The organism is Pseudomonas sp. F-14 TE3623, assembly GCF_053629015.1.
Genome location: NZ_JBRJHM010000001.1, coordinates 6237495 through 6261324, shown reverse-complemented (window position 1 = coordinate 6261324; position 23830 = coordinate 6237495). Strand labels below are relative to the sequence as shown.

Here is a 23830-nt window from a genome sequence, read left to right as displayed (position 1 = left end):
TTTGTATTTTCTGAAATAACGAAGTGGAGAGCCGCATGGTTCCCGTAATCGCCCTGGTGGGCCGACCGAACGTCGGCAAGTCCACCTTGTTCAACCGCCTGACCAGGACTCGTGACGCCATCGTCGGCGACTTGTCCGGTCTGACCCGTGATCGCCAGTACGGTGAGGCCAAGTGGCAAGGGCGTTCCTACATTCTGGTCGACACCGGCGGTATCTCCGGTGACGAGCACGGTATGGACGAAAAAATGGCCGAGCAGTCGCTGCTGGCCATTGAAGAAGCGGATGTCGTTCTATTCCTGGTAGATGCCAAGGCCGGTTTCACCGCGGCCGACCAGATGATCGCCGAGCACTTGCGCAAGCGTAACAAGCGTTCTTACGTGGTTGCCAACAAGGTCGACAACATCGACCCTGAAATGGCCCGCGCCGAATTCGCCCCGTTGGGCATGGGCCACGCGATTCCGATCGCCGGTGCTCATGGTCGTGGCATCACCCAGATGCTGGAAATCGCCCTGAGCGACTTCCCGAAAGACGACGAAGAACCGGAAGAAGGCGAAGAAGAGATCGTTGCCGAAGGTGAGGAAGCCAAGCGCATTCCTGGCCCAAGCGAAAAAGACGGTATCAAGATCGCCATCATCGGCCGTCCGAACGTTGGCAAGTCGACCCTGGTCAACCGCATGCTCGGTGAAGACCGGGTCATCGTTTATGACCAGCCCGGCACTACCCGCGACAGCATCTACATCCCGTTCGAACGTAACGAAGAGAAGTACACGCTGATCGACACCGCCGGTGTGCGCAAGCGCGGCAAGATCCACGAAGAAGTCGAAAAGTTCTCCGTGGTCAAAACCCTGCAAGCGATCAAAGACGCCAACGTGGTGATCTTCGTGATGGACGCCCGCGAAGGCGTGGTGGACCACGACCTCAACCTGCTGGGCTTTGCCCTTGAAGCCGGTCGTGCGTTGGTCATCGCGATCAACAAGTGGGACGGCATGACGCCGAGCGAGCGCGACTTCGTGAAGGTCGAGCTGCAACGTCGACTGTTCTTCGTCGACTTCGCCGACATCCACTTCATCTCGGCCCTGCACGGCACTGGCGTAGGCAACCTCTACGCCTCGGTACAGAACTCGTTCAAGTCCGCGGTCACCCGCTGGCCGACCAACCGCCTGACCCAGATTCTGGAAGATGCGGTTGGCGAGCACGCGCCACCGATGGTCAACAACCGCCGGATCAAGCTGCGTTATGCCCACTTGGGTGGTGCAAACCCGCCGATCATCGTGATTCACGGTAACCAGATCGAGAAGGTGCCGAAGTCTTACGTCCGTTACCTGGAAAACACCTACCGTCGCGTGCTCAAACTGGTCGGTACTCCGATCCGCATCGAGTTCAAGGGCGGTGAGAACCCGTATGAAGGCAACAAGAACTCGCTGACCGACCGTCAGGTCAACAAGAAGCGTCGGATGATGTCGCACCACAAGAAAGCCGACAAGAAGCGCCGCGACAAGCGTTGATTTATGGCTAACCCGGTTCCTGTGGGAGCGGGCTTGCCCGCGATGAACGATAACGCGGGGTACCTGTGACACCGCGGCATGACTATCGCGGGCAAGCCACGCTCCCACAGGATCGGGTTACAGAAAGGGCGCTTTATGCGCCTTTTTTTATGGGCGCCGTTTGGGCTATTCTCGAGCTCTCCCGTGCCGTCGTAGAGCCGGGTGTAGAGCCAGGGAATCACCGATGATCACCAGTAAGCTGCCGAATGTCGGCGTCACTATCTTCACGCAGATGTCTCAGCTCGCGGCGCAAACCGGGGCGATCAATCTGTCTCAAGGGTTTCCCGATTTCGACGGCCCGCAGGCCCTGCGCGATGCAGTCGGTCGGCATATCGCCATTGGCCACAACCAGTATTCGCCGATGACTGGCTTGCCGGTGTTGCGTCAGCAGATTGCGGCGAAGATCGCCCGCAGCTACGGCGCCCATGTCGATGCTGACAATGAAGTGACGGTCACCCCCGGCGCGACTCAGGCAATCTTCTGCGCCATTCAGGCGGTGATCCACAGCGGTGATGAAGTCATCGTGTTTGATCCGGCCTACGACAGTTATGAACCTTCGGTGGAGCTGGCCGGTGGCCGTTGCGTGCATGTGCAACTGGGCCTGAAAGACTTTGCCATCGACTTCCAGAAGCTCGCTGAGGCCATTACGCCGCGCACGCGGATGATTATCCTCAATACCCCGCACAACCCCAGCGGAGCACTGATCAGCCGTGCCGAGCTGGATCAACTGGCGGCGTTGATCCGCGACCGCGACATCTATGTGATCAGCGACGAAGTCTACGAGCACCTGGTATTCGACGGCGTGCCTCACGTCAGCGTATTGGCCCACGAAGAGCTCTATCAACGCGCATTTGTGGTCAGTTCGTTCGGCAAGACCTACCACGTCACCGGTTGGAAAACCGGTTATGTAGTGGCACCGCCAGCCCTTACCGCGGAGCTGCGCAAGGTTCACCAGTACGTCAGTTTCTGCGGCGTGACGCCGTTGCAATATGCCTTGGCCGATTACATGGCCGAGCACCCGGAACACGTCGAAGAATTACCGGATTTCTATCAGGCCAAGCGCGATCTGTTCTGCGATCTGCTGACACCGTCGCGCTTCAGTTTCACCCGCGTGGCCGGTACTTACTTCCAGCTGGTCGATTACTCGCAGATTCGCCCGGACCTCAATGACGTCGAGATGGCGCTGTGGATGACCCGCGAGCATGGCGTCGCGAGCATCCCGATCTCGGTGTTCTACCAGACTCCACCGGTCGGCCAGCGCCTGGTGCGCCTGTGCTTTGCCAAACGCGAGGAGACCCTGCGTGAAGCAGCGGCAAAACTATGCGTGATCTGAGTGCTCTGCCTAATCTGAATGTTGCGCTGATCCAGACCACCCTGGCCTGGCATGATCGTCAGGCCAATCTGCAGCATTTCGAACCCTTGCTGGAACAGGCTCGCGGCGCTGACCTGATCATCCTGCCGGAGATGTTCACCACCGGTTTCTCCATGGAATCGGAAACCCTCGCCGAGCCGGAAAATGGCCCTACCAGTAAATGGCTGCGGGTTCAGGCGGCGAAACTGGATGCGGTGATCACCGGCAGCATCATCGTCCAGGTGGCTGACGGCAGCCATCGCAATCGTCTGTTGTGGGCGCGGCCGGATGGGGAGGTGTGGCACTACGACAAGCGCCACCTGTTCCGCATGGCGGGCGAGCACAACCATTTCACTCCGGGCGAGCGTCAGGTGCAGTTCGAATTGAAGGGCTGGCGTGTGCGGCCGCTGATTTGCTACGACCTGCGTTTTCCGGTCTGGAGCCGCGACCCTCAAGACACCGACTTATTGCTATACACCGCCAATTGGCCGGGCGCCCGGCGCCAGCACTGGAACCGTTTGCTGCCGGCACGGGGGATCGAAAACCTTTGCTATGTGGCGGCGGTGAACCGCATCGGTACCGATGGCAAAGGCTTTGCGTATACCGGTGACAGTCAGGTGCTGGATTTTCAGGGCGAGACGTTGCTCAGCGCAGGCGATGCCGATGGGGTCTTCAAGGTCGTTCTGGACGCGGCGGAGCTGGCGGCTTATCGCGCACGGTTTCCGGCGAATCTGGATGCGGATACCTTCGAGTTCACCTGAGACTTTCGCTGCCTGACCGTCCGTCTTCGCGAGCAAGCCCGCTCCCACACTTGATCGGTGTGAACACAGATTTTGTGTACACCAAAAATCCACTGTGGGAGCGGGCTTGCTCGCGAAGAGGCCAGAACAGGCAACACAAAAATCCCAGGCAAACAAAAAGGCCCCGAGGTTCACACCCCGGGGCCTTTTGCGTTGCAGCGCAAACTTACGCCGCTTTCGCTTCCGGCTGGCTCAGGGAGCGGTTCAGCGCGCTGAACAGGGCCTTGAAGCTGGCGGTAGTGATGTTTTCATCGATACCGACGCCGTGCACCGCACGCTCACCATTCACCCGCAGTTCAATGTAGGCCGCAGCCTTGGCATTGGTACCCGCGCCGATCGCGTGTTCGTTGTAGTCCATGATTTCCACCGGGATCGGCAGACCGGCCACCAGCGCTTCCAGAGCGCCGTTACCTTTGCCACGCCAGTGCAGGTTGGTTTCACCCTGACCTTTGCTGGAGACTTCCACTTCCACGGCGCTGTGACCGTTTTCTTCCTGCAAGCGATGGCTGACCAGCGCGTACGGAGTGTTGGCCTGCAAGTACTCGCTGTGCAACAGCGCGTGGATCTGTTGGGCTGTCATCTCCAGGCCCAGACGATCGGTTTCACGCTGCACCACCTGGCTGAACTCGATCTGCATGCGGCGCGGCAAGTTGATGCCGTATTCCTGTTCCAGCAGGTAAGCGATACCGCCCTTGCCCGACTGGCTGTTGACGCGGATCACCGCCTCGTAGCTGCGGCCGATGTCGGCCGGGTCGATCGGCAAGTACGGCACTTCCCACAGGGCGTCCGGTTTTTGCTGGGAGAAGCCCTTGCGGATCGCATCCTGGTGCGAGCCGGAGAACGCGGTGTGAACCAGGTCGCCGACATACGGGTGACGTGGGTGCACCTGGATCTGGTTGCATTCTTCGACGACTTTGCGCACGCCGTCGATATCGGAAAAGTCCAGTTCAGGGTGGATGCCCTGGGTGTAGAGGTTCAATGCCACGGTCACCAGGTCGACGTTACCGGTCCGCTCGCCGTTGCCGAACAGGCAACCTTCGACACGGTCGGCGCCGGCCATCAGGCCCAGCTCGGTGGCGGCTACGCCAGTGCCACGGTCGTTGTGGGTGTGCAGGCTGATGATCACGCTGTCACGACGGTTGATGTGGCGGCCGAACCATTCGATCTGGTCGGCATAGATGTTCGGGGTGGCGCATTCGACGGTGGCAGGCAGGTTGAGGATCACCTTGTGCTCAGGCGTCGGGTTCCACACTTCGATGACCGCGTCACAGACTTCCTTGGCGAATTCCAGTTCGGTGGCGCTGAAGGTTTCTGGCGAGTACTCGAAGGTCCACTCGGTTTCCGGCTGCTGGGCGGCGTATTTGACGAACAGCTTGGCGGCGTTCACAGCGATGGCCTTGATCCCGTCCTTGTCCTGGTTGAAGACAATGCGGCGGAAGGAAGGGGAGGTCGCGTTGTACAGGTGAACGATGGCTTTCTTGGCACCGCGCAGGGATTCGAAGGTACGTGCGATCAAGTCTTCACGGCCCTGGGTCAGCACCTGAATGGTGGTGTCGTCCGGGATGTGGCCGTCTTCGATCAGGGTACGCACGAAGTCGAAGTCGGTTTGCGAAGCGGCCGGGAACGAGGCTTCGATTTCTTTCACGCCGACTTGCACCAGGGTTTTCCAGAAACGCAGCTTCTTGACCGCGTCCATGGGCTCGATCAGCGACTGGTTGCCGTCACGAAGGTCCGAGCTGCACCAGATCGGCGCTGCGGTGATGGTCTTCGATGGCCAGGTGCGGTCCGGGATATCGATAGTCGGGAACGCACGGTATTTCGAAGACGGGTCTTTGAGCATGCTCATCGGAAAATCCTTATTGTGTGGGCCGAAAAAAGGCGGCCTGCCGGTGGATCAAATGTTCTGGGGGTAAAGCGTAAGACGAGGCACCGCAATTCAGCCCGGCAGTCGTGCGCTGACGAGGCACAGGCTGCGGTGCTGGCGAAGCTGAATGAGGGTGTGAGAGGTTTTCATGCCTTCAACCCTAACCGCGGGGGGAAAGGATGGCAAGCAGTCGAAAAAAATTGAGAGGAATACTCGAAAAGTGGAGTTTATTGAGATTTTGTTGCGGTGAATGGCAGAGATTGTATTGATGTTTGCGCGAGGTTTGAGCGATGCGCAATTGAAGGTTGGCGATTGCAGTTCGGTCGACGCAGCTATTCTTAAAGCCTCAACCAGACGACCAGAAAGCAGGAGTTGGCAATGAACGAGTCGGATTGGAAGCTCTATAGCGCACTGCGTCCGGTAGCCCATGAGCGGATGTGTATCCGGATCATGGAGGAGGTCGAGCGCACGGTGCTGGATAAAAGCCTGGCGCCTTATGAGCGTATTGAAGCCAGTGAAGAAAGGCTGAAGGCCGGTCAGCAGGAGCTGTATTGGGCGTTTGGCGTTTTCAGTCACTCACGCAATGAGGCGCCTGCTCACTTGCTGGGGCTGTGTACTCATGAGCTGATCACATCTGAAGAATTGGCTGGTTTCTCGGAGGAGACTCAGACCTGGATCAAAGAGCGTCTGGCGCACAGGGAGGTCCACGGGATTGAGGATATGGAGGCGGAATAAGTGGTGCCAATGAGGCCGCCTTCGCGAGCAAGCCCGCTCCCACATTTGATCGGCGTGAACACATATTCTGTGCACGCCGAAAATCTAATGTGGGAGCGGGCTTGCTCGCGAAGAGGCCGGTAGTCTTAACAACTATTTAGGGCTGAAACGCCCCAATAAAAATCGCCGGATCCACCCGCGCATCATTCAGGCTGATGTTCCAGTGCATATGCGGCCCGGTCGCGCGCCCCGTGGCGCCGACTTTCCCGACCACGCCACCACGCGCCAATTGCTGCCCAACTTTTACGTCGATCTTCGACATGTGACAGAACATGCTGATGAAGCCTTGCCCGTGGTCGACGAACACCGTATTGCCGTTGAAGAAGTAGTTACCGATCAGAATCACCTTGCCGGCGGCCGGGGTTTTGATCGGCGTGCCGGCAGGCACCGCGAAGTCGAGGCCCGCGTGGGGATTGCGCTCTTCGCCATTGAAAAAGCGGCGCACGCCGAACTTGCTCGACAGCGGTCCGTTGACCGGTTTGTCCAGCAGCAGATTGCTCGGGGTGTTCGGGCTGAAGCTGCGGTAGGCCTGGATCTGCTCCGCCAGCTCACCCTCGATGCGCTTGAGATTCTCCGGGTTCGGATTGACCTGCTGAGTGTTTTTCAGAGTGATGTGCTGTTCAGGGTATTTCTTGCTGCCGACGGTGAAGTTCAGGTTACGACCGCCGCTGCTAAGCGACTGGCTGCCCGGTTTGACGGTCAGCGGCACGCCGACGATGGCCAGCCAGTTGTTCTGTTCCTTGACCACCAATACCGGTTTGCCTTGATAGCTGGCTTTGGGTGCCTGGGCGGAGCTGCCCAGATCCACCACCGCCACGCCACCCGGCACCGGTTTGTTCAACAGGCGGGTGATGTAACTGTCGGCGTGGGCGTTGAAGGTCAGGCACAGCAACAGCAGCGGAGCTAAAAAACGCGGCATGGATCAATCCAGTAAAGAAAGGGTGACAGGCGTCAGGTGATTGTCTTCGACGCGCACTTGCAGCTCGCCTTCGCCGAGTTTGGCTTTCAGGCGCTGGCCGGTATGGGTCTGCGCGGCGCTACGAATCGCGTTGCCGCGCTCGTCCAGCAGAATGCTGTAGCCACGCGCGAGGGTCGCCAAGGGGCTGACCACGTGCAGCGTCTGCATCTGACTTTGCAGTTGCAGCCGGCGGGATTTAAGCCCTTCACGCATGGCTCGGGGCAGGCGCTCGGCGAGGCTATCGAGGCGCTGGCGAAGCATCGCCAGTTGTCGACCCGGATGTTGCCCGGCGAGGCGGGTTTCCAGGCGGATCAAACGTTCGCGACGGGTATTGAGGCTGCGTTCGAACGCGCGGCGCATGCGCATGTCCAGGTCATCCAGACGTTGTGCTTGCTGACGCAGTCGTTCGCCGGGATGACGCAGGCGCCGGGCCATGCCTTCCAGACGCAGCCGGTCGCGCATCAAACGGTCGCGGATGCGCATCACCAGGCGTCGGTGCAGGCTTTCGACGCGTCGAACCAGATCGCTGGAATCCGGCGCGAGCAGTTCGGCCGCGGCGGACGGTGTCGGGGCGCGGACGTCGGCGACGAAGTCACTGATCGACACGTCGGTTTCGTGGCCGACGGCGCTGACAATCGGCGTCACGCAGGCATCCACGGCGCGGGCCACGGCTTCTTCGTTGAAACACCAAAGGTCTTCCAGCGAACCGCCGCCACGGGCCAGGATCAACGCGTCGAAACCGCGGGCATCCGCCAGTTTCAGCGCGCGGACAATCTGCGCGGTAGCTTCGCGGCCTTGCACGGCGGTGGGGATCAGCGTCAGTTGGATCTGCGGCGCGCGGCGGCGAAACACACTGATGATGTCGCGGATCACCGCGCCCGTGGGCGAGCTGATGATGCCGATGCGTTGCGGGTGCGCCGGCAGCGGCACTTTGCGCTCGGCACTGAACAGGCCTTCGGCGCTGAGCTTTTCCTTCAACGCATCGAAAGCCAGACGCAGGGCGCCGTCACCGGCCGGTTCCACGGTGTCGAGAATCAGTTGGTAGTCACCACGGCCTTCAAACAGCGAAACCTTGCCGCGTACCTTGACCGCCAAGCCGTCCTTCAGCGCCTGACGAACCCGCGCGGCGTTCTGCCGGAACAACGCACAACGCACTTGGGCGCCGCTGTCCTTGAGGGTGAAATACACATGGCCGGACGCCGGGCGGGCGAGGTTGGAAATTTCGCCTTCGACCCAGATGTTGCTGAACACGTCTTCGAGCAACACCCGCGCGCGGCCGTTGAGCTGGCTGACAGTCAGGACTTCCCGGTCCAGGCCGAGTCTTGCAAAGGGATCTTTAATCATGGGGCGCATGATAAAGGCATTCGTCCATCAATCTCCATGAATCAACACAAATCCCCTGTGGGAGCGGCGGTGCGGCGATCCGACTTGCTCGCGAAGAGGTCATGTCAGTCGCCATCATTGTTGAATGACCCACCGCTTTCGTGAGCAAGTCGGATCGCCGCACCGCCGCTCCCACAGTGGGTTGTGCAGGTATTGATGAAGTGTTGAACCAGTGCCGCGGGATGCTGCCGATAGGCGAGGGCAACAGTGCTGTGGCAATCCGGGTCGGCCAAGGGCAGAAAGTGGATATCCGGCGGCGCGATGTCTTGCATCGATTCCGGTAACAGTGCGATGCCGAACCCGGCCTGGATCAATTGCAGTTGCGTGGTTTTGCGTGACACCACTCGAGCCGCCCGGGGAAAGAACCCCTGGCGCATGCACAACTCGGCGGATAAATAGCTCAGGCCGCCCCGCTGTGGATGAGGGATGGAAATAAACGCTTCATGCTTCAACTGCGCCAGATCGATGCCTTGCGCGGACTGATCCACAGCCAGCCGATGATTTGGCGGCACCGCCAGCAACAGGCGCTCGCTGTACAGCGGAACAATCTGCACCCCTTCACGCTGACGCAGCACCGGCAGGCGCAACAGCCCCACATCAAGGCGCCCTTCGGCCAATTCTTCCAGTTGCGCCTCGGAGGACAGCTTGACGATGTCCATCGACACACCGGCGTGCCGATCCAGATAGACGCTGATGCCTCGCAGCAGCCGACCGCTCATGGGCACCGTACTGGAGTGACTCAGACGCAATACACCCAGTTGACCGTTTCCCACCTGAGTGGCCATTTCGCTGGCCTTGGTCAGTTCGTTCAGCAGGTTTCTCGCCCGAGGCAAAAAGGCTTCACCCGCCGCCGTCAAACGGGGTTGGCGTGCGGTGCGTTCGAACAGCGGCGTTTGCAGTCGGGTTTCCATGTCCTTGATCTGCCGGCTCAAGGCCGATTGAGCAATAAACAGTCGTTCGGCTGCGGCGCTGAAGCTGCCACTCTCGGCTATTTCCACGAAGTAGCGCAATTGACGGGTTGAAAGCACGAGGCATGCCTTTTCGAGATGGGTAGTCGACATTGAAGATATTAGTCGCAACGCTCGGCGCTGGCTAAAGTCATCACAGGAATTAAAGGAAGCCGTGACGATGAGTGTGCTGGAGTTGTTAAACCAATGGCCGTGGGGTGCGGTGGATTGGCTGGTGATCGGGTTGGGCGTTGCGCTGGCCTACATCGTGTTCGGCATCGCCGGTTTTGGCACCGCGCTGGTGGCCGGGCCGATTCTGATCCTGTTCATGCCGCTGTCGAAAATCGTGCCGCTGCTGGTGCTGCTGGATTTCGTCGCGGCGTTCGGCAATCTGCTGCCCTCGCGACGGGATGTGGCGAGGCCCGAATTGCTGCGGCTGCTGCCGTGCATGGCGGTGGGCTGCACGTTGGGGGTGATTTTTCTGCTGAACCTTAAATCCGATGTTTTGTTGCTGTTGATGGGGCTGTTTATCAGCGCCTATGCGATTTACAGCCTGTGGATTAAAACCCGTCCGGCGCAATTGTCCGCCGGGTGGGCGGTGCCGATGGGCACGGTGGGCGGGATGTTCGGGGCGCTGTTTGGCAGTGGCGGCTTTTTATATGCGATCTATTTGAACAGTCGGCTGCCCAAGGACGCAGCCCGGGCAACCCAGAGTGCGCTGATCAGTTGCAGCACCGTGGTGCGTTTGAGCCTGTTTGCCGTCGCCGGTGTGTATGCCGAGCTACCCTTGTTGGTATTGGCACTGTGTTTGTTGCCAGCGATGGCGCTGGGGTTGTGGATCGGTCGGCGGTTGATCATGAAATTGTCCCGCGAGGCATTCGTGCGGCTGGTGACCTGGCTGGTGCTGGCCAGCGGGATTGCCTTGGTCGGGCGCTATTTGAGTACTTGACCGGATTTCGTCAGGGATTAAGCTGCCGGCCGCAAATCCTGTGGGAGCGAGCCTGCTCGCGATGGCGGTGGGTCAGGCAACAACAATGTTGACTGCAATGGCCTCATCGCGAGCAGGCTCGCTCCCACAAGGGTGGACTCATTCAGCATTTGTAGGCTTGCACCATGAATTCCCAAAGCATCATCGTCCCGAAAATCTCCACCCTGCCGGTACACGAACCCCGGGCCCGGGCGGTCGTGCGTTGGCTGGTGCGCAAGAACATCATTAAAGAACAACTGACCACCTGTGGCCGCACCGGCAATCGCATGGCCCACGCCCTCGCCGACGGTGCCCGCGCCGTGGTCCTGCACCCTGACGCGCTGCCGTTCGGCGAGCCGATCAATGGCCTGGAAATCATCACCAAGCGCTGCATCTATACACCGGCCAAGGGGTTTCTCGAAGAAGCCGGCTGCGCCGAGTGCCGCAAGGAAATCGGCGAAGCGCTGTTCGAAAGCCTGGAAGAGTGGATGCCGGGGCGCACCGATAACTTCACGTGCCCTGAGTGCGGGCATGAGGACGATATCAACGGGTTTCTGTTCTTGCAGGAATGCGGCTTTTCCAACCTGGGCTTCATCTTCAACAACTGGCTCGAGGCCGGGTTCAAGCAGAGCTTTATCGACGAATTTGCCGATTGGCTGGATCAGCCCGTGAGCTGGGTCAAAGTCGAACTGTAGGAGCGAGGCTTGCCCGCGAAGACATCGATTCGGTCTACCTGATGTACCGCGGTGATGCCTTCGCGGGCAAGCCTCGCTCCTACGGGATTTGTGTGCCAAAACCTCCGTCGATCACTGCGTCGATAATAGACAGAGTTTTACATTGAACCCGAGGGGGTGTCTGACTATAATGGCGCGCTTCCATTTTCCCGCTCGGGAGCCCCCGCGATGCTGCGTATCAGCCAAGAAGCTCTGACCTTCGACGACATTCTTTTAGTGCCCGGTTATTCCGAGGTTCTTCCTAACGAAGTCAGTCTCAAGACCCGCCTTACCCGTGGCATCGAGCTGAATATTCCACTGGTTTCTGCTGCCATGGACACCGTTACTGAAGCCCGTTTGGCAATTGCCATGGCTCAGGAAGGTGGCATCGGTATCATCCACAAGAACATGACCATCGAGCAGCAAGCTGCCGAAGTGCGTAAGGTCAAACGGTACGAGGCCGGCGTGGTCAAGGACCCGATCACCATCGAGGCTGACGCCACGGTTCGTGAACTGTTCGAACTCACCCGCCTGCACAACATCTCCGGCGTTCCGGTACTGCACGATGGCGACCTGGTCGGCATCGTCACTTCCCGTGACGTGCGTTTCGAAAACCGCATGGACGCCAGCGTCCGTGAAGTGATGACGCCTAAAGAGCGTCTGGTCACGGTCAAGGAAGGCGCCGACAAGAACGACGTCCGTGAGCTGTTGCACAAGCACCGTATCGAACGCGTGCTGATCGTCGACGACAAATTCGCCCTCAAAGGCATGATGACCGTCAACGACATCGAAAAAGCCAAGGCTTACCCGCTGGCCAGCAAGGACGATCAAGGTCGTCTGCGCGTTGGCGCTGCAGTCGGTACCGGTAAAGACACCGGTGACCGCGTAGCTGCCCTGGTCCACGCGGGTGTTGACGTGGTAGTGGTCGACACTGCTCACGGTCACTCCAAAGGCGTGATCGACCGCGTTCGCTGGGTCAAGCAGAACTTCCCTGAAGTGCAGGTCATCGGCGGCAACATCGCCACCGGCGCTGCCGCCAAGGCCTTGGCCGAAGCTGGCGCTGACGCAGTCAAGGTCGGTATCGGTCCTGGCTCGATCTGCACCACCCGTATCGTCGCCGGTGTCGGCGTCCCGCAAATCAGTGCCATCGCCAACGTCGCCGCTGCCCTTGAAGGCACAGGCGTTCCGTTGATCGCCGACGGCGGCATCCGTTTCTCCGGTGACCTGTCCAAGGCCATCGTTGCCGGTGCTTCCTGCGTGATGATGGGCTCGATGTTCGCCGGTACTGAAGAAGCGCCGGGCGAGATCGAACTGTTCCAGGGCCGTTCGTACAAGGCTTACCGCGGCATGGGTTCGCTGGGCGCCATGTCCCAGGCTCAAGGTTCCTCCGACCGTTACTTCCAGGACTCCTCGGCAGGCGCCGAGAAACTGGTTCCGGAAGGCATCGAAGGGCGTGTTCCGTACAAGGGCACCCTGAGCGCCATCATCCATCAACTGATGGGCGGCCTGCGTTCTTCCATGGGCTACACCGGTAGCGCCGATATCGAAGAAATGCGCACCAAGCCTGAGTTCGTGCGGATCACCGGCGCTGGCATGGCCGAGTCCCACGTTCATGACGTGCAAATCACCAAAGAAGCACCAAACTACCGCGTAGGTTGAGGCTTCCAGCAATAAGTTAAGTAACCGGGGCTGTTTTCAGCCCCGAGTTGTTTCTGATTCTCTTCACCGAACTGCATAGACGAGACTGACCACATGGCCCTCGACATTCACGCCCACCGCATCCTGATCCTCGACTTCGGTTCCCAGTACACCCAGCTGATTGCCCGCCGCGTGCGTGAAATCGGCGTGTACTGCGAACTGCATCCGTTCGACATGGACGACGAAGCGATTCGCGAATTCGCTCCAAAAGGCGTCATTCTCGCCGGCGGCCCCGAGTCCGTGCACGTAGCCGACAGCCCGCGCTGCCCGCAAGCGGTGTTTGACCTGGGCGTACCGGTCTTCGGTATCTGCTACGGCATGCAAACCATGGCTGAACAGCTGGGTGGCAAGGTCGAAGGTTCCGAGCTGCGTGAGTTCGGTTATGCCCGCGTTGACGTGGTTGGCAAGAGCCGTCTGCTCGATGGCATCGAAGACCATATCGACGCCGATGGCCTGTTCGGCCTCGACGTATGGATGAGCCACGGTGACAAGGTCACCAAGATGCCGGAAGACTTCCACATCCTGGCCAGCACCCCGAGCTGCCCGATTGCCGGCATGTTCAACGATGCTCGCGGCTACTACGGCGTGCAGTTCCACCCGGAAGTGACCCACACCAAGCAGGGCGGTCGCATCCTCTCGCGCTTCATCCTCGACATCTGCGGCTGCGAAGCGCTGTGGACACCTTCGAAGATTGCTGAAGACGCCATCGCCCAGGTCCGCGCCCAGGTTGGTACCGACAACGTATTGCTCGGCCTGTCCGGCGGCGTTGACTCCTCGGTGGTTGCCGCGCTGCTGCACAAGGCCATCGGCGACCAGTTGACCTGCGTCTTCGTCGACAACGGCCTGCTGCGCCTGCACGAAGGCGAGCAAGTGATGGCCATGTTCGCCGAGAACATGGGCGTCAAGGTGATTCGCGCCAACGCCGAGGACCAGTTCCTCGACAATCTGGCAGGCGAAAGCGACCCAGAGAAGAAGCGCAAGATCATCGGTCGTACCTTCATCGACGTGTTCGATGCCCAGTCCAACAAACTGGATAACATCAAATACCTCGCCCAAGGCACCATTTACCCGGACGTGATCGAGTCGGCTGGCGCCAAAAGCGGCAAGGCGCACGTGATCAAGTCGCACCACAACGTGGGTGGCCTGCCGGAAGAAATGAACCTCAAGCTGGTTGAACCCCTGCGCGAGCTGTTCAAGGACGAAGTCCGTCGTCTGGGCCTGGAACTCGGCCTGCCGTACGACATGGTCTACCGTCATCCGTTCCCGGGCCCGGGCCTGGGTGTGCGGATCCTCGGTGAAGTGAAGAAGGAATACGCCGACCTGCTGCGTCGCGCCGACCACATCTTCATCGAAGAGCTGCGCAAGGCCGACTGGTACCACAAAGTCAGCCAGGCATTCGTGGTGTTCCAGCCGGTGAAATCGGTTGGCGTTGTCGGCGATGGCCGTCGTTACGCCTGGGTCGTGGCCCTGCGTGCCGTGGAAACCATCGACTTCATGACCGCGCGTTGGGCACACCTGCCTTACGAACTGCTGGAAACCGTCAGCGGCCGCATCATCAATGAAATCGAAGGCATCTCCCGCGTCACCTACGACGTGTCGAGCAAGCCGCCAGCGACCATTGAGTGGGAGTAGGGTTGATCCGCAACTATCTGTTTTGTAAGTAAAAAATCAGAGTGTTTGCGATTTCTTCCACGTCATCAATGGCTTGGTTCATGGTACGTGGTGCCGGTCTCATCAGAAACGAATATCGACACCATGTTCGGTAGAGCAATGCCGACATGGTATCGATAGCGCTTTTCTGCGCAGAGACAGTTACTGCCTGGGGCGGTTTTGATTCAGTGCCCAGACGCTTACGGGCTTTACCATCAGCCTCAAACAACAAAACCCGCATTGGCGGGTTTTGTTGTTTCAGACGAAGACGTTGATCAGAAGTCGTAACGCACGTTCGCAGTGAAGGTGTCGGCGTCGAAACCACTGCTGGTCAGGTAGTTGTACGTCCCTCCCACGCTCCACGCGCCTACGCGGTAGTTCGCACCCAGTCCCAGCTCGTAGCTGTCGCGCGCCGGTGTCGCCCCTGTGGTGGTGAATGGGGTACCGCCAAGCACGAAGGTGGAGGTGGTGCCGGCCTTGTCGCCGATGAAATCGTGCCAGGCCATCAGCTTGGCTTCCGGTTCCAGGCTGCCCACACCTATGTCAAAAGCGGCCGCCAGACGAGCGCCCAGGCCCATTTCGCCGATTTCATAGCGCTGGCTGCCGACGTTGAGGGCGGCTGAGCTACCTTTTTCACGGTACGAATCCATCGATACGTTGGCATAGCGCGCACCGACCTGGGGTTCCAGCAGCCACTGCTTGTCGAGCTGGAAAGTGTAGCCTGCCAGTGCGTTGACGCCGAAGATCTCACTGTCGTAGTCGGCCTTGGCGCGGGTACCAGCTATGTAGCGTTTGGACTCGTTGTCGTTCCAGCCATACATCAGCGAGGTGTCGACAAAGAAGTTGTCACGGGCCCAGTTGCCGTACAGGGTCAGTGCATGGCCGCTGACGTCGGTTTTTTTGCCCAAGTCGGATTTGACGTCGCTGGTCAGGTAGCTGTAAGCCAGGCCCACGGTGGTATCGGCGTTGAGTTTGCCGTCGGCACCCACGGCGATGCCGTTGGTGTTGGCGTCGTAGCCGTCGATACCGTGGCGGCTGTCCTGGTTGGCATCGCTGGACAGCGCTTGCAGCCATACGCCTTGTTCTGCCAGGACGTCACCGGAGGACAGACCGCTACGGGCTTTGCTGGCGCGGCGGTTGATGGCACTTGCGACCAGGTTCTGGCTGTTGGTGGCGGCGTTGATCGCCCCACGGCTGACGTCAGGGGTCAGGGTTTCGGAAAGTTTGGCCAGATCTTCACTGGTGGCGGCGTTGGCGAAACGCTGGAATACCGGGTCGCTTTCGTCCATCTGGCCCAAGACCGTGTTCTTGAACGGCTTGATGGCGTTCACCGCGTTGCGCGAACCACGGGCACCCAGCAGGTCTTGCGTGATCACCTCATCACTGCGGGTGGCAACCAGTGCTTTTACGTCCTGGCCTTCAATGCCGAAGTTCCTCACCTCAAGCAGCGCCGAGGAGGAAACCACGGACAGGTTCTGCGAGTCTTCCCACGTGCCAGAGTTGATGAGGGTGTAGCGGGTGCCCTGGGCCGACGTGCGGAAGTCGTCGGAGCGAGCCTGCAGTTCGATCTGGCTGCCTGGAGAGAAGAAGGTATTGCCGGTGACTTTCAGGATCGGCGTGTTGGGCAGAGTGTTGTTATCCAGCAGCAAGCGCAAGCGCGCAGTGTCGCTGTCCATGTCGAGGTCGCCCACAATCGTAGTCTGCGGGCGAAGCAGAGTCAGGCGGCCACCGTCGATATCGACGAAACCGGCGCGGATGGTCGAGCCATCGAACATCGCGTCCCCTTGCACCAGCACACCACTCAGGCCCAGCAGGTCACCCTTGACCTGACCACCTTGCCAGTAGAAATACGAAGGGGAGGCATTGTCGTCCGCTAGAATTGCTGCGGTGCCGCCTTCGATCAGGCCACCTGTCTGCCTGATGGAGAGGGTGTCGAAACCGCCGGAGGTGTCGAGGCTGCGAAAGTGGATACCGACTCCGTCGGCGGAGATAGTCCCGCTGTTGTTGATATCACTCTTGAAGGGAGCGCCTGTCATCTGACCGGTAAAGCGAGCGTTCTCGATCTCGATACCCGCAGAGTCGATGCCGCGAGCGGTGATAGTGCCCGAGTTATTGATGCGCGACTGGGTCGAGGTGATCATCATGCCATTGGCATCTTCACCAGTCACAGTGATGTTGCCGTTGTTGTTCACTTCACCAGCGATATTCGCCAGATACAGGTCCAGCCCCATGGCGCCGTTGCCGCTCACCGTAATGTCGCCATTATTTACCAGATCGCCAGCGACGGTGGAATTGAGGGTCATGGAGATACCGGCCGGGATGTCGCTGGGGTTCGCAGCCGTCAGGTTGATTTTGCCCTGGTTGACCAGGTTGCCCGCCAGGGTCACGTCGGTCAGCTCTACACCTGCGTTTTGCGACGTCCCGGTGAAGGTGGCGTTATTGAAAACATCGCCGGAGCTGCTGTATGCCCCTGTGCTCAGGTCGTGGTTGAGGTCGGGTGCGGGTGCGGCATGGACCGTGGCAGTGGTAGCCGCGACGGACAGCGCCAACAACGAGCGGCGCAGGTGGGAAATGTTCAAGGCAGTATCCTTACAGGGCAGAAACTGACAGGGAACAACCTGCGCGTCAGCGTCTGTTTTAGGCATCCCTGCCAGCTTGTCAGTGAAGTGCTGATTCAAGCGCGTGCAAATCTACACGATGCTTGTAGGACAATTCATCATAAAAATAATCAATGACGAAAAAAAAAGCTAAAAAATGCGACGCTACAGTTGTTTTTTGAGGATTTACGGAGTTATTCAGCAATAAGCGGAACTTTAGGGTGTTATTGCGGTCAGGCCCGGGTCCGGCACTAGGGGGAATAGTATTCGAATGTTTTTAAACGGACCTGCCCACCCTTAATCTCAGGATTTTCATGTACCAACGGTGTTTTAACCCATCGGCTCCATGTCGCTTCCCACCCCCTGTCATGGCTTGCTCCTGGTACATGGACGCATTGGGAGAGGGGCGAGCCAAGCGCCTGTTGGTAACTATCAACTAAACTACCTGGAATAATCAGGTCTGCTTCTCCGATGAGATGACGCTGGGGTATTAAGGCGAGTCGATTACGATAGTCCAGCGGATCCAGTGAACCGTCGAGTGGCGACAATCCTTTCATCGTCGCCCACAGAGGTGGACTGAGATTGCCAGCAAGGGTTTGCACCTGGGTAACATCATTGCGCTGCGCCGCTAACAATAATGCGAGAGCGGCTCCACCTGAATACCCCACCAGTTCGAACTCCCTATTGCCATATCGCTGTTTTAATTGGTCCAGCGCCTGGCTGAGGCGGGTGACCACTTCCTGAGAAAATCGTCGATTGGTCCAGAGTGCTGATTGACAGGCTGCGACCATGACGAACTGGCAGGGGCGTGCCAGGTACGCATTCGGTGTCGGATCATCGACCGCCAGCCGTGGCACTAACAGATTGTGCGGGCTCGGATCCAGGCTGGGTTGAGTGGCCGTCGCCCAGGAATGGCCATCGCCTTCCAGGTAGACACGCAGGCGAGTCATCTTTTCTGCAGTTTGCGGCGCAAGTATGAAGAGGGGGAAGCCGTGTCCCGGCAGGACCTCCAATTGTCGGCCGTGCTCTTCAGCCAGTTGTTGCAGTGCCTCGCGCGGCGATTGGCAGGCGATGAGAAGCGCGCTGACCATCACCATCCAGGCTTTATAGAAGCCGGCCAATGTCCGACGACAGGGAAAGTATCTACTCATCATATGTCATAACACACCTTGGCAATGGAGGTATCGGCATTGAAGTCGGCATTGGCGGTGTAGTTCTAGGTTAAGTTAGGGCAGCAATGGCAGGATGTGGCGACCCTGTGGGAGGGCCACAAAACCATTACCCAATAAACGAACAGGTGCTTCAATTTCAGTTTATGCAACGTCTCGGTTTTACTCGTAATGATGGGTTTAAATACTGTGAACTAATGAGGAATATTCCGGCCTGCGTCGAAGAAAGACAGGGCCATCCGCTTAGCCTATCCCAGCTCGAAGCGCTGCCATTTATGGAAGATGAAGCCTTCTTTCCAATAAATCCTAATTCTGGCCGAGATGAAGACATGCAGGTCTCTTGGAGTAGAGTGTATTTGGATAGGTCAAAGAGTTCCTGCCGCCTGGGTCAAAATCTGATCAGCGCCAACACCTTTTGGGACTTGTTCGGAGAAATCTTAGGTTGTTTATCAATCATGGTATTTTCCATGGTTTTGGATGATTTTGTTTATCTTGGGGCCATTATTTAAAGGGTGAAATTGTCTAGTTGATAATAGAGTGGGAATGATCGTTTTGAGCCTGTGAACTCAGGCTCAAAACGATAGTGACAAAAGAAGCCCCCGATCGCGAGATCGGGGGCTTCTTGCGTTTCAGGGGATGTGTACCTTGTAGAAAAGAATGATGAGTTAAAGCGGCAAGCGGCCTTCGAGGTCCATGCCCATACGGCTCAGGGCCCAGGACAGTTCGACGATGTCGGCATAAGGCACCTGGTGCACTTCGGTCCATGAGGGGCGATTGATCAGATACTTGCCGTCAACTGTACGCTCGACCAGTGTTCGTGCAATTCGGCCATCCCTTCCGCGATGAATCAGCGTCCAACCGCCGTCCGACTTCTCGAAAGTGAACATGCCTTGGCGGAACAGCAGTCGCTCGAGCTCCTCCGGTGTCCTTTCGAGCAAGGGCAGTGGCGTCTGCAGACTCAGGTCGGCAAACAGGGTGTCGGAATCTCCCCTAATGGATTCGTGTTGCGAGCCAAAACCGCGTCCTATCTCAATCCCCCGATCCGTTTCGATCAGCAAGTTTTCTTCCGGTAGCACCTCTTCAATGCGCAAACCAATACCACCCTGCATTTCACTGATGCCAGGCATGCTGCGAAACGTGTTCAAGTTTTCCTGATCCGTCAGCACCACCCATTTTCCAGCCCCGTTGAGCGATTTGTCGGCCTGCATGATGGTGTGGGTGAGGTAGGTTTTTATGGCTTGTTCATGCATGTCGGGAAGTGGCGAGGCGGGGTAGCGGTAACTCGCCAGACAGTCCGTTGCCTGTATTCGAATGCGGTTGTGTTGAGCGACCTTGACCACTTCAAGCGGCGTGAACCGTCCGGAAGGATCGCTTTGCAGCTGTCGTAGAGACTTTTCCAGGTCGTCGGACATTTCCCCACTTCTGAAAAACTGATTGAGATCCAGTTGACTGAAATCGTTGAGCAGGCGATGGAAATAGAGCGTCTTGACCTCCTTTTGGGCCAGGATCGGCATGTTCTCGATAAGAAACCGCATGCTGGCAATGCGATCCTGGCTTTCGCCGATGACCAAGCCTGGTGCGGCGTTAAAAATCTCCGGAATCAGTTCTGCGGCGGTGGTCGATGGTGTCACGACAGGAAGCACCGGGCGTGGGGGTAATGAACCGGTGAACTCACTACGGGAAAAGAACTGTCGGGCGTCCCGTGACAGGTTTGCGCGATGGGCTGCGACGTATTCGTCGTAAGTGGACATCCCGCGCAGATGTCCATCGGGCTGGCGCATGATTTTGATGTGAGTTTCTCTTATGCCCAGAGCCAGTTTTCTGAGACGGAGTCCGCCCGATGTATCGTACTGAGTGGCGGGACGGTTCAGGGTGGCCAACGGTGGATTTTGAACAGTGACCTGGGACGTTCCTGGCTGCGTGTTGCCGCCGCCCTTGAGTTCGGCTCGGGGTGCCAGTTCCCATTCGCCCTGGGCATTGAGGCGTACCGGTAGAGATCCTGAAAACGCGTTCGGTCGTTCAGGATCAATGATGGCCCAAGTGCCGCCGCCATTGACGTCGGCTTCGTAGCGCACGTAATAGGCCGTGTCATCCAGCATGATGGCAGTTGAAGGGTTGGCGTCGAGTTGATAGATGCCCTGGAATTTTCCGGAATCGGTGCCGGGTGTTTTGTCCTCCAGCAGTTCGTTGGCCTGCCAGTTGTCTGGAATGCCCGATCGCTGGATTTCAGGCAGCGACCGAGGAGGGTTTTCGATCAGCGATGCTGCTCCGTCAACCTCGTCAACCTCGCCAGCCACTTCCGGCCAGCCCATGGGCTTCATCTTCTTTGCAATCAATGCCTCTTTGAGTTCATCGAGGTTATCCACAGTCATGGATTCATAGGCTGGCCGAAGCGGGGTATCCAGGTTGAGCCTTCCACCGGGTGTCGACCTGATGGCGCTCTCTACAATTTCGTTATCGGCGTTGCGATAAACCACCAGCACGCTGCTTCTGAAGCGCTGAAAGGTGAACATTCCCGACTCCGGCAACAGTGCTCTCAGATCCTGCGGGGTCCGGTAGGCCCATGGGGTTTCCATTTGAACGCGCCAGTCGCCTTTGATCAGGTCATGGATGCTGTCGAAATCAGTTCCGTCTGACACGTCATAAACAGGGGAGTCCGGATAGTCTGCATATTCCACTGCTAGCCCGGGATCGGAGCCGATGGGTTGCGCCTGCCCCGGCACTACATCATCGATACGAAGGCTGAAGGCATCGGTCTGTTCGCTGATGCCCCGGTAGCCTCTGAACGTCGCCATGTTCTCCTGATTGACCAGGGCAATCCATTTGGCCGGCTCTTTCAGTTCTTCATTGAAGTAGATGACCTCGCTGGCAAAAAAACTCCTGGCCATCTGGTAATCCGATTCCCAGTTAAAAGCATCTTTATTGATGTTGTAGGTCGTCGACATGTCGATAGCTTGAACCCGAATGTGCTGGGCATTGGCGGCTTTCACCAGCGTGAGCAAATTGTATTTGCCATCGGGATCGTTGCCGGTCTTGATGTCGAGTTTCCTCAAGTAGTTTTCCAGTTCTTCCGGCATTTCGCCGGTTCGCGCGAAGGCATCCAGTTCAAGTTGGTTGGCGTTCGCCAGCAGCTCCTGCAAGTACAGGGTTTTCACCCCGCGCTGGGCCAGCGCGGGCATGTTATCGATCAGGAACTGTTTGCTGCCGATGCTGCCTTGGCTCTCACCGACGACTAACCCCGGCTTTCCCGCGAATGCAGCATCGAGCAGATCGGTGGACGTTTCGATCAGTTGTGCCGTAGGTATCGGTAGACGAGGACTGGGTGGATTAAGCTCGTAATACGCCTTTGCGTCACTGACCAGGTTGCTGCGAGGTTCTTCCTGAGCCAGGTCAAATTCGCTCAAGGAGCCTGTGAGTTCGTCCATAGGGGACATGAATACACTACGGGCGCCGACTGTATCTACATCGGACATGAGCACACTGCGCACGTCTATTGAGCCGATTGTCCATACCCTTCTGAACAGGCCGCGAACGTCTGCCCCACCGAGTGCCCAGGCCCTCATCTCAGGGTCGTCGAGCCCGGGCACATGAATGCCTGGCGTTCGTGCCCATTCTTCGACAACGGGTTCAGCGGATGGGCCAGCGGTCGCAATGGGCGTTACGTTCATGCCGCCCCTCAGCCCCAGTCGCGGGATGATTTGCCACTTGCCTTCGGCGTCCAGGCGCACGGGAATCGTGCCCGAGAATGCATCGGGCTTGGCCGGGTCGACAATGGCCCAGCTACCACGGCCGTTTATGTTGGTTTCATAGCGCACGTAATAAGCATTGTCGTTGAGCTTGATGGCGCTCGAAGGGTTGGACGCGAGTCGATAGGTCCCTTGAAACTTGCCCGGTTCACGAACCAGCGCATTGTCATCGAGTGACACATCGATCTTGAAAGTCTCTGGCATCTTCACAGCAGGCTCGGTCTCGCCCGCTGCTTCAACGGTGACCTCGGTCGGCGTCAGTCCCGGGCTTTTGACGGGTAGTGTCGATTCCTTCAGATCGGCCATTTCTTTCGCTTCGGCAGCGTCGATTTCCGGGCCGACTTCCTCCAGTGAGCCCGGACCTTTGAGGGCTAAAAGGTTGAACAGCAAATCTATGCTGCTGAGCACCGCGCCTAGGACTCCGGCCTTGCGTTCCTCGGCGGTTTTTCCATTGACCGCCTGATCGATGTTCAAGCCCAGGCTGGCGATGCTGGCGCCGACCACTGGCAGTGCAATCGGCCAGCCGACGACCGCCATCGGACCGAGCACTCTCACCCCCGCGCTGAGGTAGCCGATCCAGAGTTTTTTGCGCAGATCGCCATTGGACGTCAGCGAGAGTTCGGCTTCGGCGAACATCGCGGCTTTGGTCGAGTCGCCCAACCAACTGAACGCGTCGCCAGTGACAGCCTGGTTCTTTTGATTGATCAGGTGATGGTCGTACTTGCCCCAGGTGCTGACCAGCCGGTTCATGATATCGGTGATGTTCTGGGCGATGGTCTGGCGATCGGCCAGGGAAAAATGCGTCATGAACGTCTGGCGCGCATCTTCCGTGTTCATCCGCTGCAACATCCAGTAGTGCATGTCTATCGCGGTTTCCAGCACCTGAAAGGCGTCGGTTTCACCGGGCAGGTAAACAATCTGCCGGCCCTTGGGCGCGACAAAACGAAGAATGTTGTTGGCCATGTAGCCATCGACATCCAGGGTTCGAACGCTGTCAGCGCAGGGGTGTTGTGATTGCAGCAACTGCAGGCTGACAGGCCAGGTAATCGGGCCAATGACCGCATTGGTGACGAACTGGAAGTCCTTTTCACTCAACTGGCGTTTATCACGCGCCTGCAGGGCTTTGATAAGAAAATTGCACTTGGCCAGGGTGCGGAAGTCGGTGCCGGAATCGTTCCAGAACGCGGTTAGCTTATCGGTATAGCGCGTGCTGAAATCAATGCTCCAGAAGTCCTTCAAAACCTCATTGCCATGCAGGCGCACTTCGTTGGTTTCATTGAAATCGCCCGTTTTCGGGCCGACGGTATAGAAGCCCGCATAGACATCCAGCAAGTCGGCGTTGTCCTGGTCGGCGGTGCGGAAGCGATGGATCACCAGCTGCGTCAGGGTCATGGAACTGGTGGGCGTAGCCTTGACGTGTTCCCAACCGGTGAAGGCTTTCGAGCTGCTTTGGGACGCGTCGAATCGGTGGAAGTACACCTGATCCGGATCGAGGCCGACGATGTCATATTTTTTCAGCAGGTCACTGGCAACTTCGTGCGCCGTGTCTTGCAGGCTGGGGCACGTCTGGATGACGCTGGTGGCGATTGCCTTGAGCGCTGCCTTGTCGGCGGCATTGGGCAGTGGGCGGGTTTCGATCGGGTTCATGCTCTCTATCCTTGAGAAATGG

The 23830-nt window shown here is 58.3% G+C and carries 16 protein-coding genes; 9 read left to right on the top strand and 7 right to left on the bottom strand.

Annotated features, from left to right (window positions below):
- Nucleotides 1-35 precede the first annotated feature (35 nt).
- From der to AB7M29_RS28870, 3 genes are all read left to right on the top strand, one after another.
- Nucleotides 36-1505 (top strand): ribosome biogenesis GTPase Der, encoded by a 1470-nt coding sequence (gene der, locus AB7M29_RS28880; protein ID WP_217854396.1) that lies wholly within the window; start codon nucleotides 36-38, stop codon nucleotides 1503-1505.
- Nucleotides 1506-1728: 223 nt separating this feature from the next.
- Nucleotides 1729-2877: a pyridoxal phosphate-dependent aminotransferase gene (locus tag AB7M29_RS28875; RefSeq protein ID WP_454248547.1), complete on the top strand. Its 1149-nt coding sequence runs from the start codon at nucleotides 1729-1731 to the stop codon at nucleotides 2875-2877.
- The gene (locus AB7M29_RS28870; protein ID WP_217854394.1) at nucleotides 2865-3656 is read left to right on the top strand and encodes an amidohydrolase; all 792 of its coding nucleotides are present in this window, start codon (nucleotides 2865-2867) and stop codon (nucleotides 3654-3656) included. Before AB7M29_RS28875 ends, AB7M29_RS28870 begins: the two co-directional genes overlap by 13 nt.
- 205 nt (nucleotides 3657-3861) lie before the next feature.
- Here AB7M29_RS28870 and leuA read toward each other — a convergent pair whose 3' ends face one another.
- Nucleotides 3862-5541, bottom strand: a complete 1680-nt coding sequence (gene leuA / locus AB7M29_RS28865) for a 2-isopropylmalate synthase (protein ID WP_050681792.1) — start codon at nucleotides 5539-5541, stop codon at nucleotides 3862-3864.
- Nucleotides 5542-5937: 396 nt separating this feature from the next.
- Here leuA and AB7M29_RS28860 point away from each other — a divergent pair, with 396 nt between their 5' ends.
- The gene (locus tag AB7M29_RS28860; protein WP_454248546.1) at nucleotides 5938-6294 is read left to right on the top strand and encodes a hypothetical protein; all 357 of its coding nucleotides are present in this window, start codon (nucleotides 5938-5940) and stop codon (nucleotides 6292-6294) included.
- Between the two features lie 136 nt (nucleotides 6295-6430).
- Here AB7M29_RS28860 and AB7M29_RS28855 read toward each other — a convergent pair whose 3' ends face one another.
- The 3 genes from AB7M29_RS28855 to AB7M29_RS28845 form a co-directional block, all read right to left on the bottom strand.
- Complete coding sequence (locus tag AB7M29_RS28855) at nucleotides 6431-7252, bottom strand: peptidoglycan DD-metalloendopeptidase family protein (RefSeq protein WP_454248545.1); 822 nt, start codon at nucleotides 7250-7252, stop codon at nucleotides 6431-6433.
- Between the two features lie 3 nt (nucleotides 7253-7255).
- The gene (xseA, locus tag AB7M29_RS28850; RefSeq protein WP_038981755.1) at nucleotides 7256-8635 is read right to left on the bottom strand and encodes an exodeoxyribonuclease VII large subunit; all 1380 of its coding nucleotides are present in this window, start codon (nucleotides 8633-8635) and stop codon (nucleotides 7256-7258) included.
- Nucleotides 8636-8739: 104 nt separating this feature from the next.
- Nucleotides 8740-9702 (bottom strand): LysR family transcriptional regulator, encoded by a 963-nt coding sequence (locus AB7M29_RS28845; RefSeq protein WP_454248544.1) that lies wholly within the window; start codon nucleotides 9700-9702, stop codon nucleotides 8740-8742.
- A 100-nt stretch (nucleotides 9703-9802) separates the two neighbouring features.
- Here AB7M29_RS28845 and AB7M29_RS28840 point away from each other — a divergent pair, with 100 nt between their 5' ends.
- From AB7M29_RS28840 to guaA, 4 genes are all read left to right on the top strand, one after another.
- Nucleotides 9803-10570 (top strand): sulfite exporter TauE/SafE family protein, encoded by a 768-nt coding sequence (locus AB7M29_RS28840; protein ID WP_454248543.1) that lies wholly within the window; start codon nucleotides 9803-9805, stop codon nucleotides 10568-10570.
- A 164-nt stretch (nucleotides 10571-10734) separates the two neighbouring features.
- Nucleotides 10735-11283 (top strand): sugar ABC transporter ATPase, encoded by a 549-nt coding sequence (locus tag AB7M29_RS28835; RefSeq protein ID WP_217854390.1) that lies wholly within the window; start codon nucleotides 10735-10737, stop codon nucleotides 11281-11283.
- Nucleotides 11284-11490: 207 nt separating this feature from the next.
- Nucleotides 11491-12960 carry an IMP dehydrogenase gene (guaB, locus tag AB7M29_RS28830; protein ID WP_123358100.1) on the top strand — a complete coding sequence of 490 codons (1470 nt, stop codon included), beginning with the start codon at nucleotides 11491-11493 and terminating at the stop codon, nucleotides 12958-12960.
- A gap of 93 nt (nucleotides 12961-13053) precedes the next feature.
- On the top strand, nucleotides 13054-14631 hold the full coding sequence (gene guaA, locus AB7M29_RS28825) for a glutamine-hydrolyzing GMP synthase (protein WP_007903619.1): 1578 nt from the start codon (nucleotides 13054-13056) through the stop codon (nucleotides 14629-14631).
- 293 nt (nucleotides 14632-14924) lie between these two features.
- On the opposite strand, the gene AB7M29_RS28820 is transcribed toward guaA, so the two are convergent.
- Nucleotides 14925-17228, bottom strand: a complete 2304-nt coding sequence (locus AB7M29_RS28820) for an autotransporter outer membrane beta-barrel domain-containing protein (protein WP_454248542.1) — start codon at nucleotides 17226-17228, stop codon at nucleotides 14925-14927.
- A 269-nt stretch (nucleotides 17229-17497) separates the two neighbouring features.
- Nucleotides 17498-18397 (bottom strand): alpha/beta hydrolase, encoded by a 900-nt coding sequence (locus tag AB7M29_RS28815; RefSeq protein ID WP_454248765.1) that lies wholly within the window; start codon nucleotides 18395-18397, stop codon nucleotides 17498-17500.
- A gap of 164 nt (nucleotides 18398-18561) precedes the next feature.
- Here AB7M29_RS28815 and AB7M29_RS28810 point away from each other — a divergent pair, with 164 nt between their 5' ends.
- Complete coding sequence (locus AB7M29_RS28810; protein ID WP_454248541.1) at nucleotides 18562-18924, top strand: hypothetical protein; 363 nt, start codon at nucleotides 18562-18564, stop codon at nucleotides 18922-18924.
- Between the two features lie 156 nt (nucleotides 18925-19080).
- Here the strand turns inward: AB7M29_RS28810 and AB7M29_RS28805 are convergent, their stop codons facing one another.
- Nucleotides 19081-23808 carry a membrane-targeted effector domain-containing toxin gene (locus AB7M29_RS28805; protein WP_454248540.1) on the bottom strand — a complete coding sequence of 1576 codons (4728 nt, stop codon included), beginning with the start codon at nucleotides 23806-23808 and terminating at the stop codon, nucleotides 19081-19083.
- Between the last annotated feature and the right edge of the window lie 22 nt (nucleotides 23809-23830).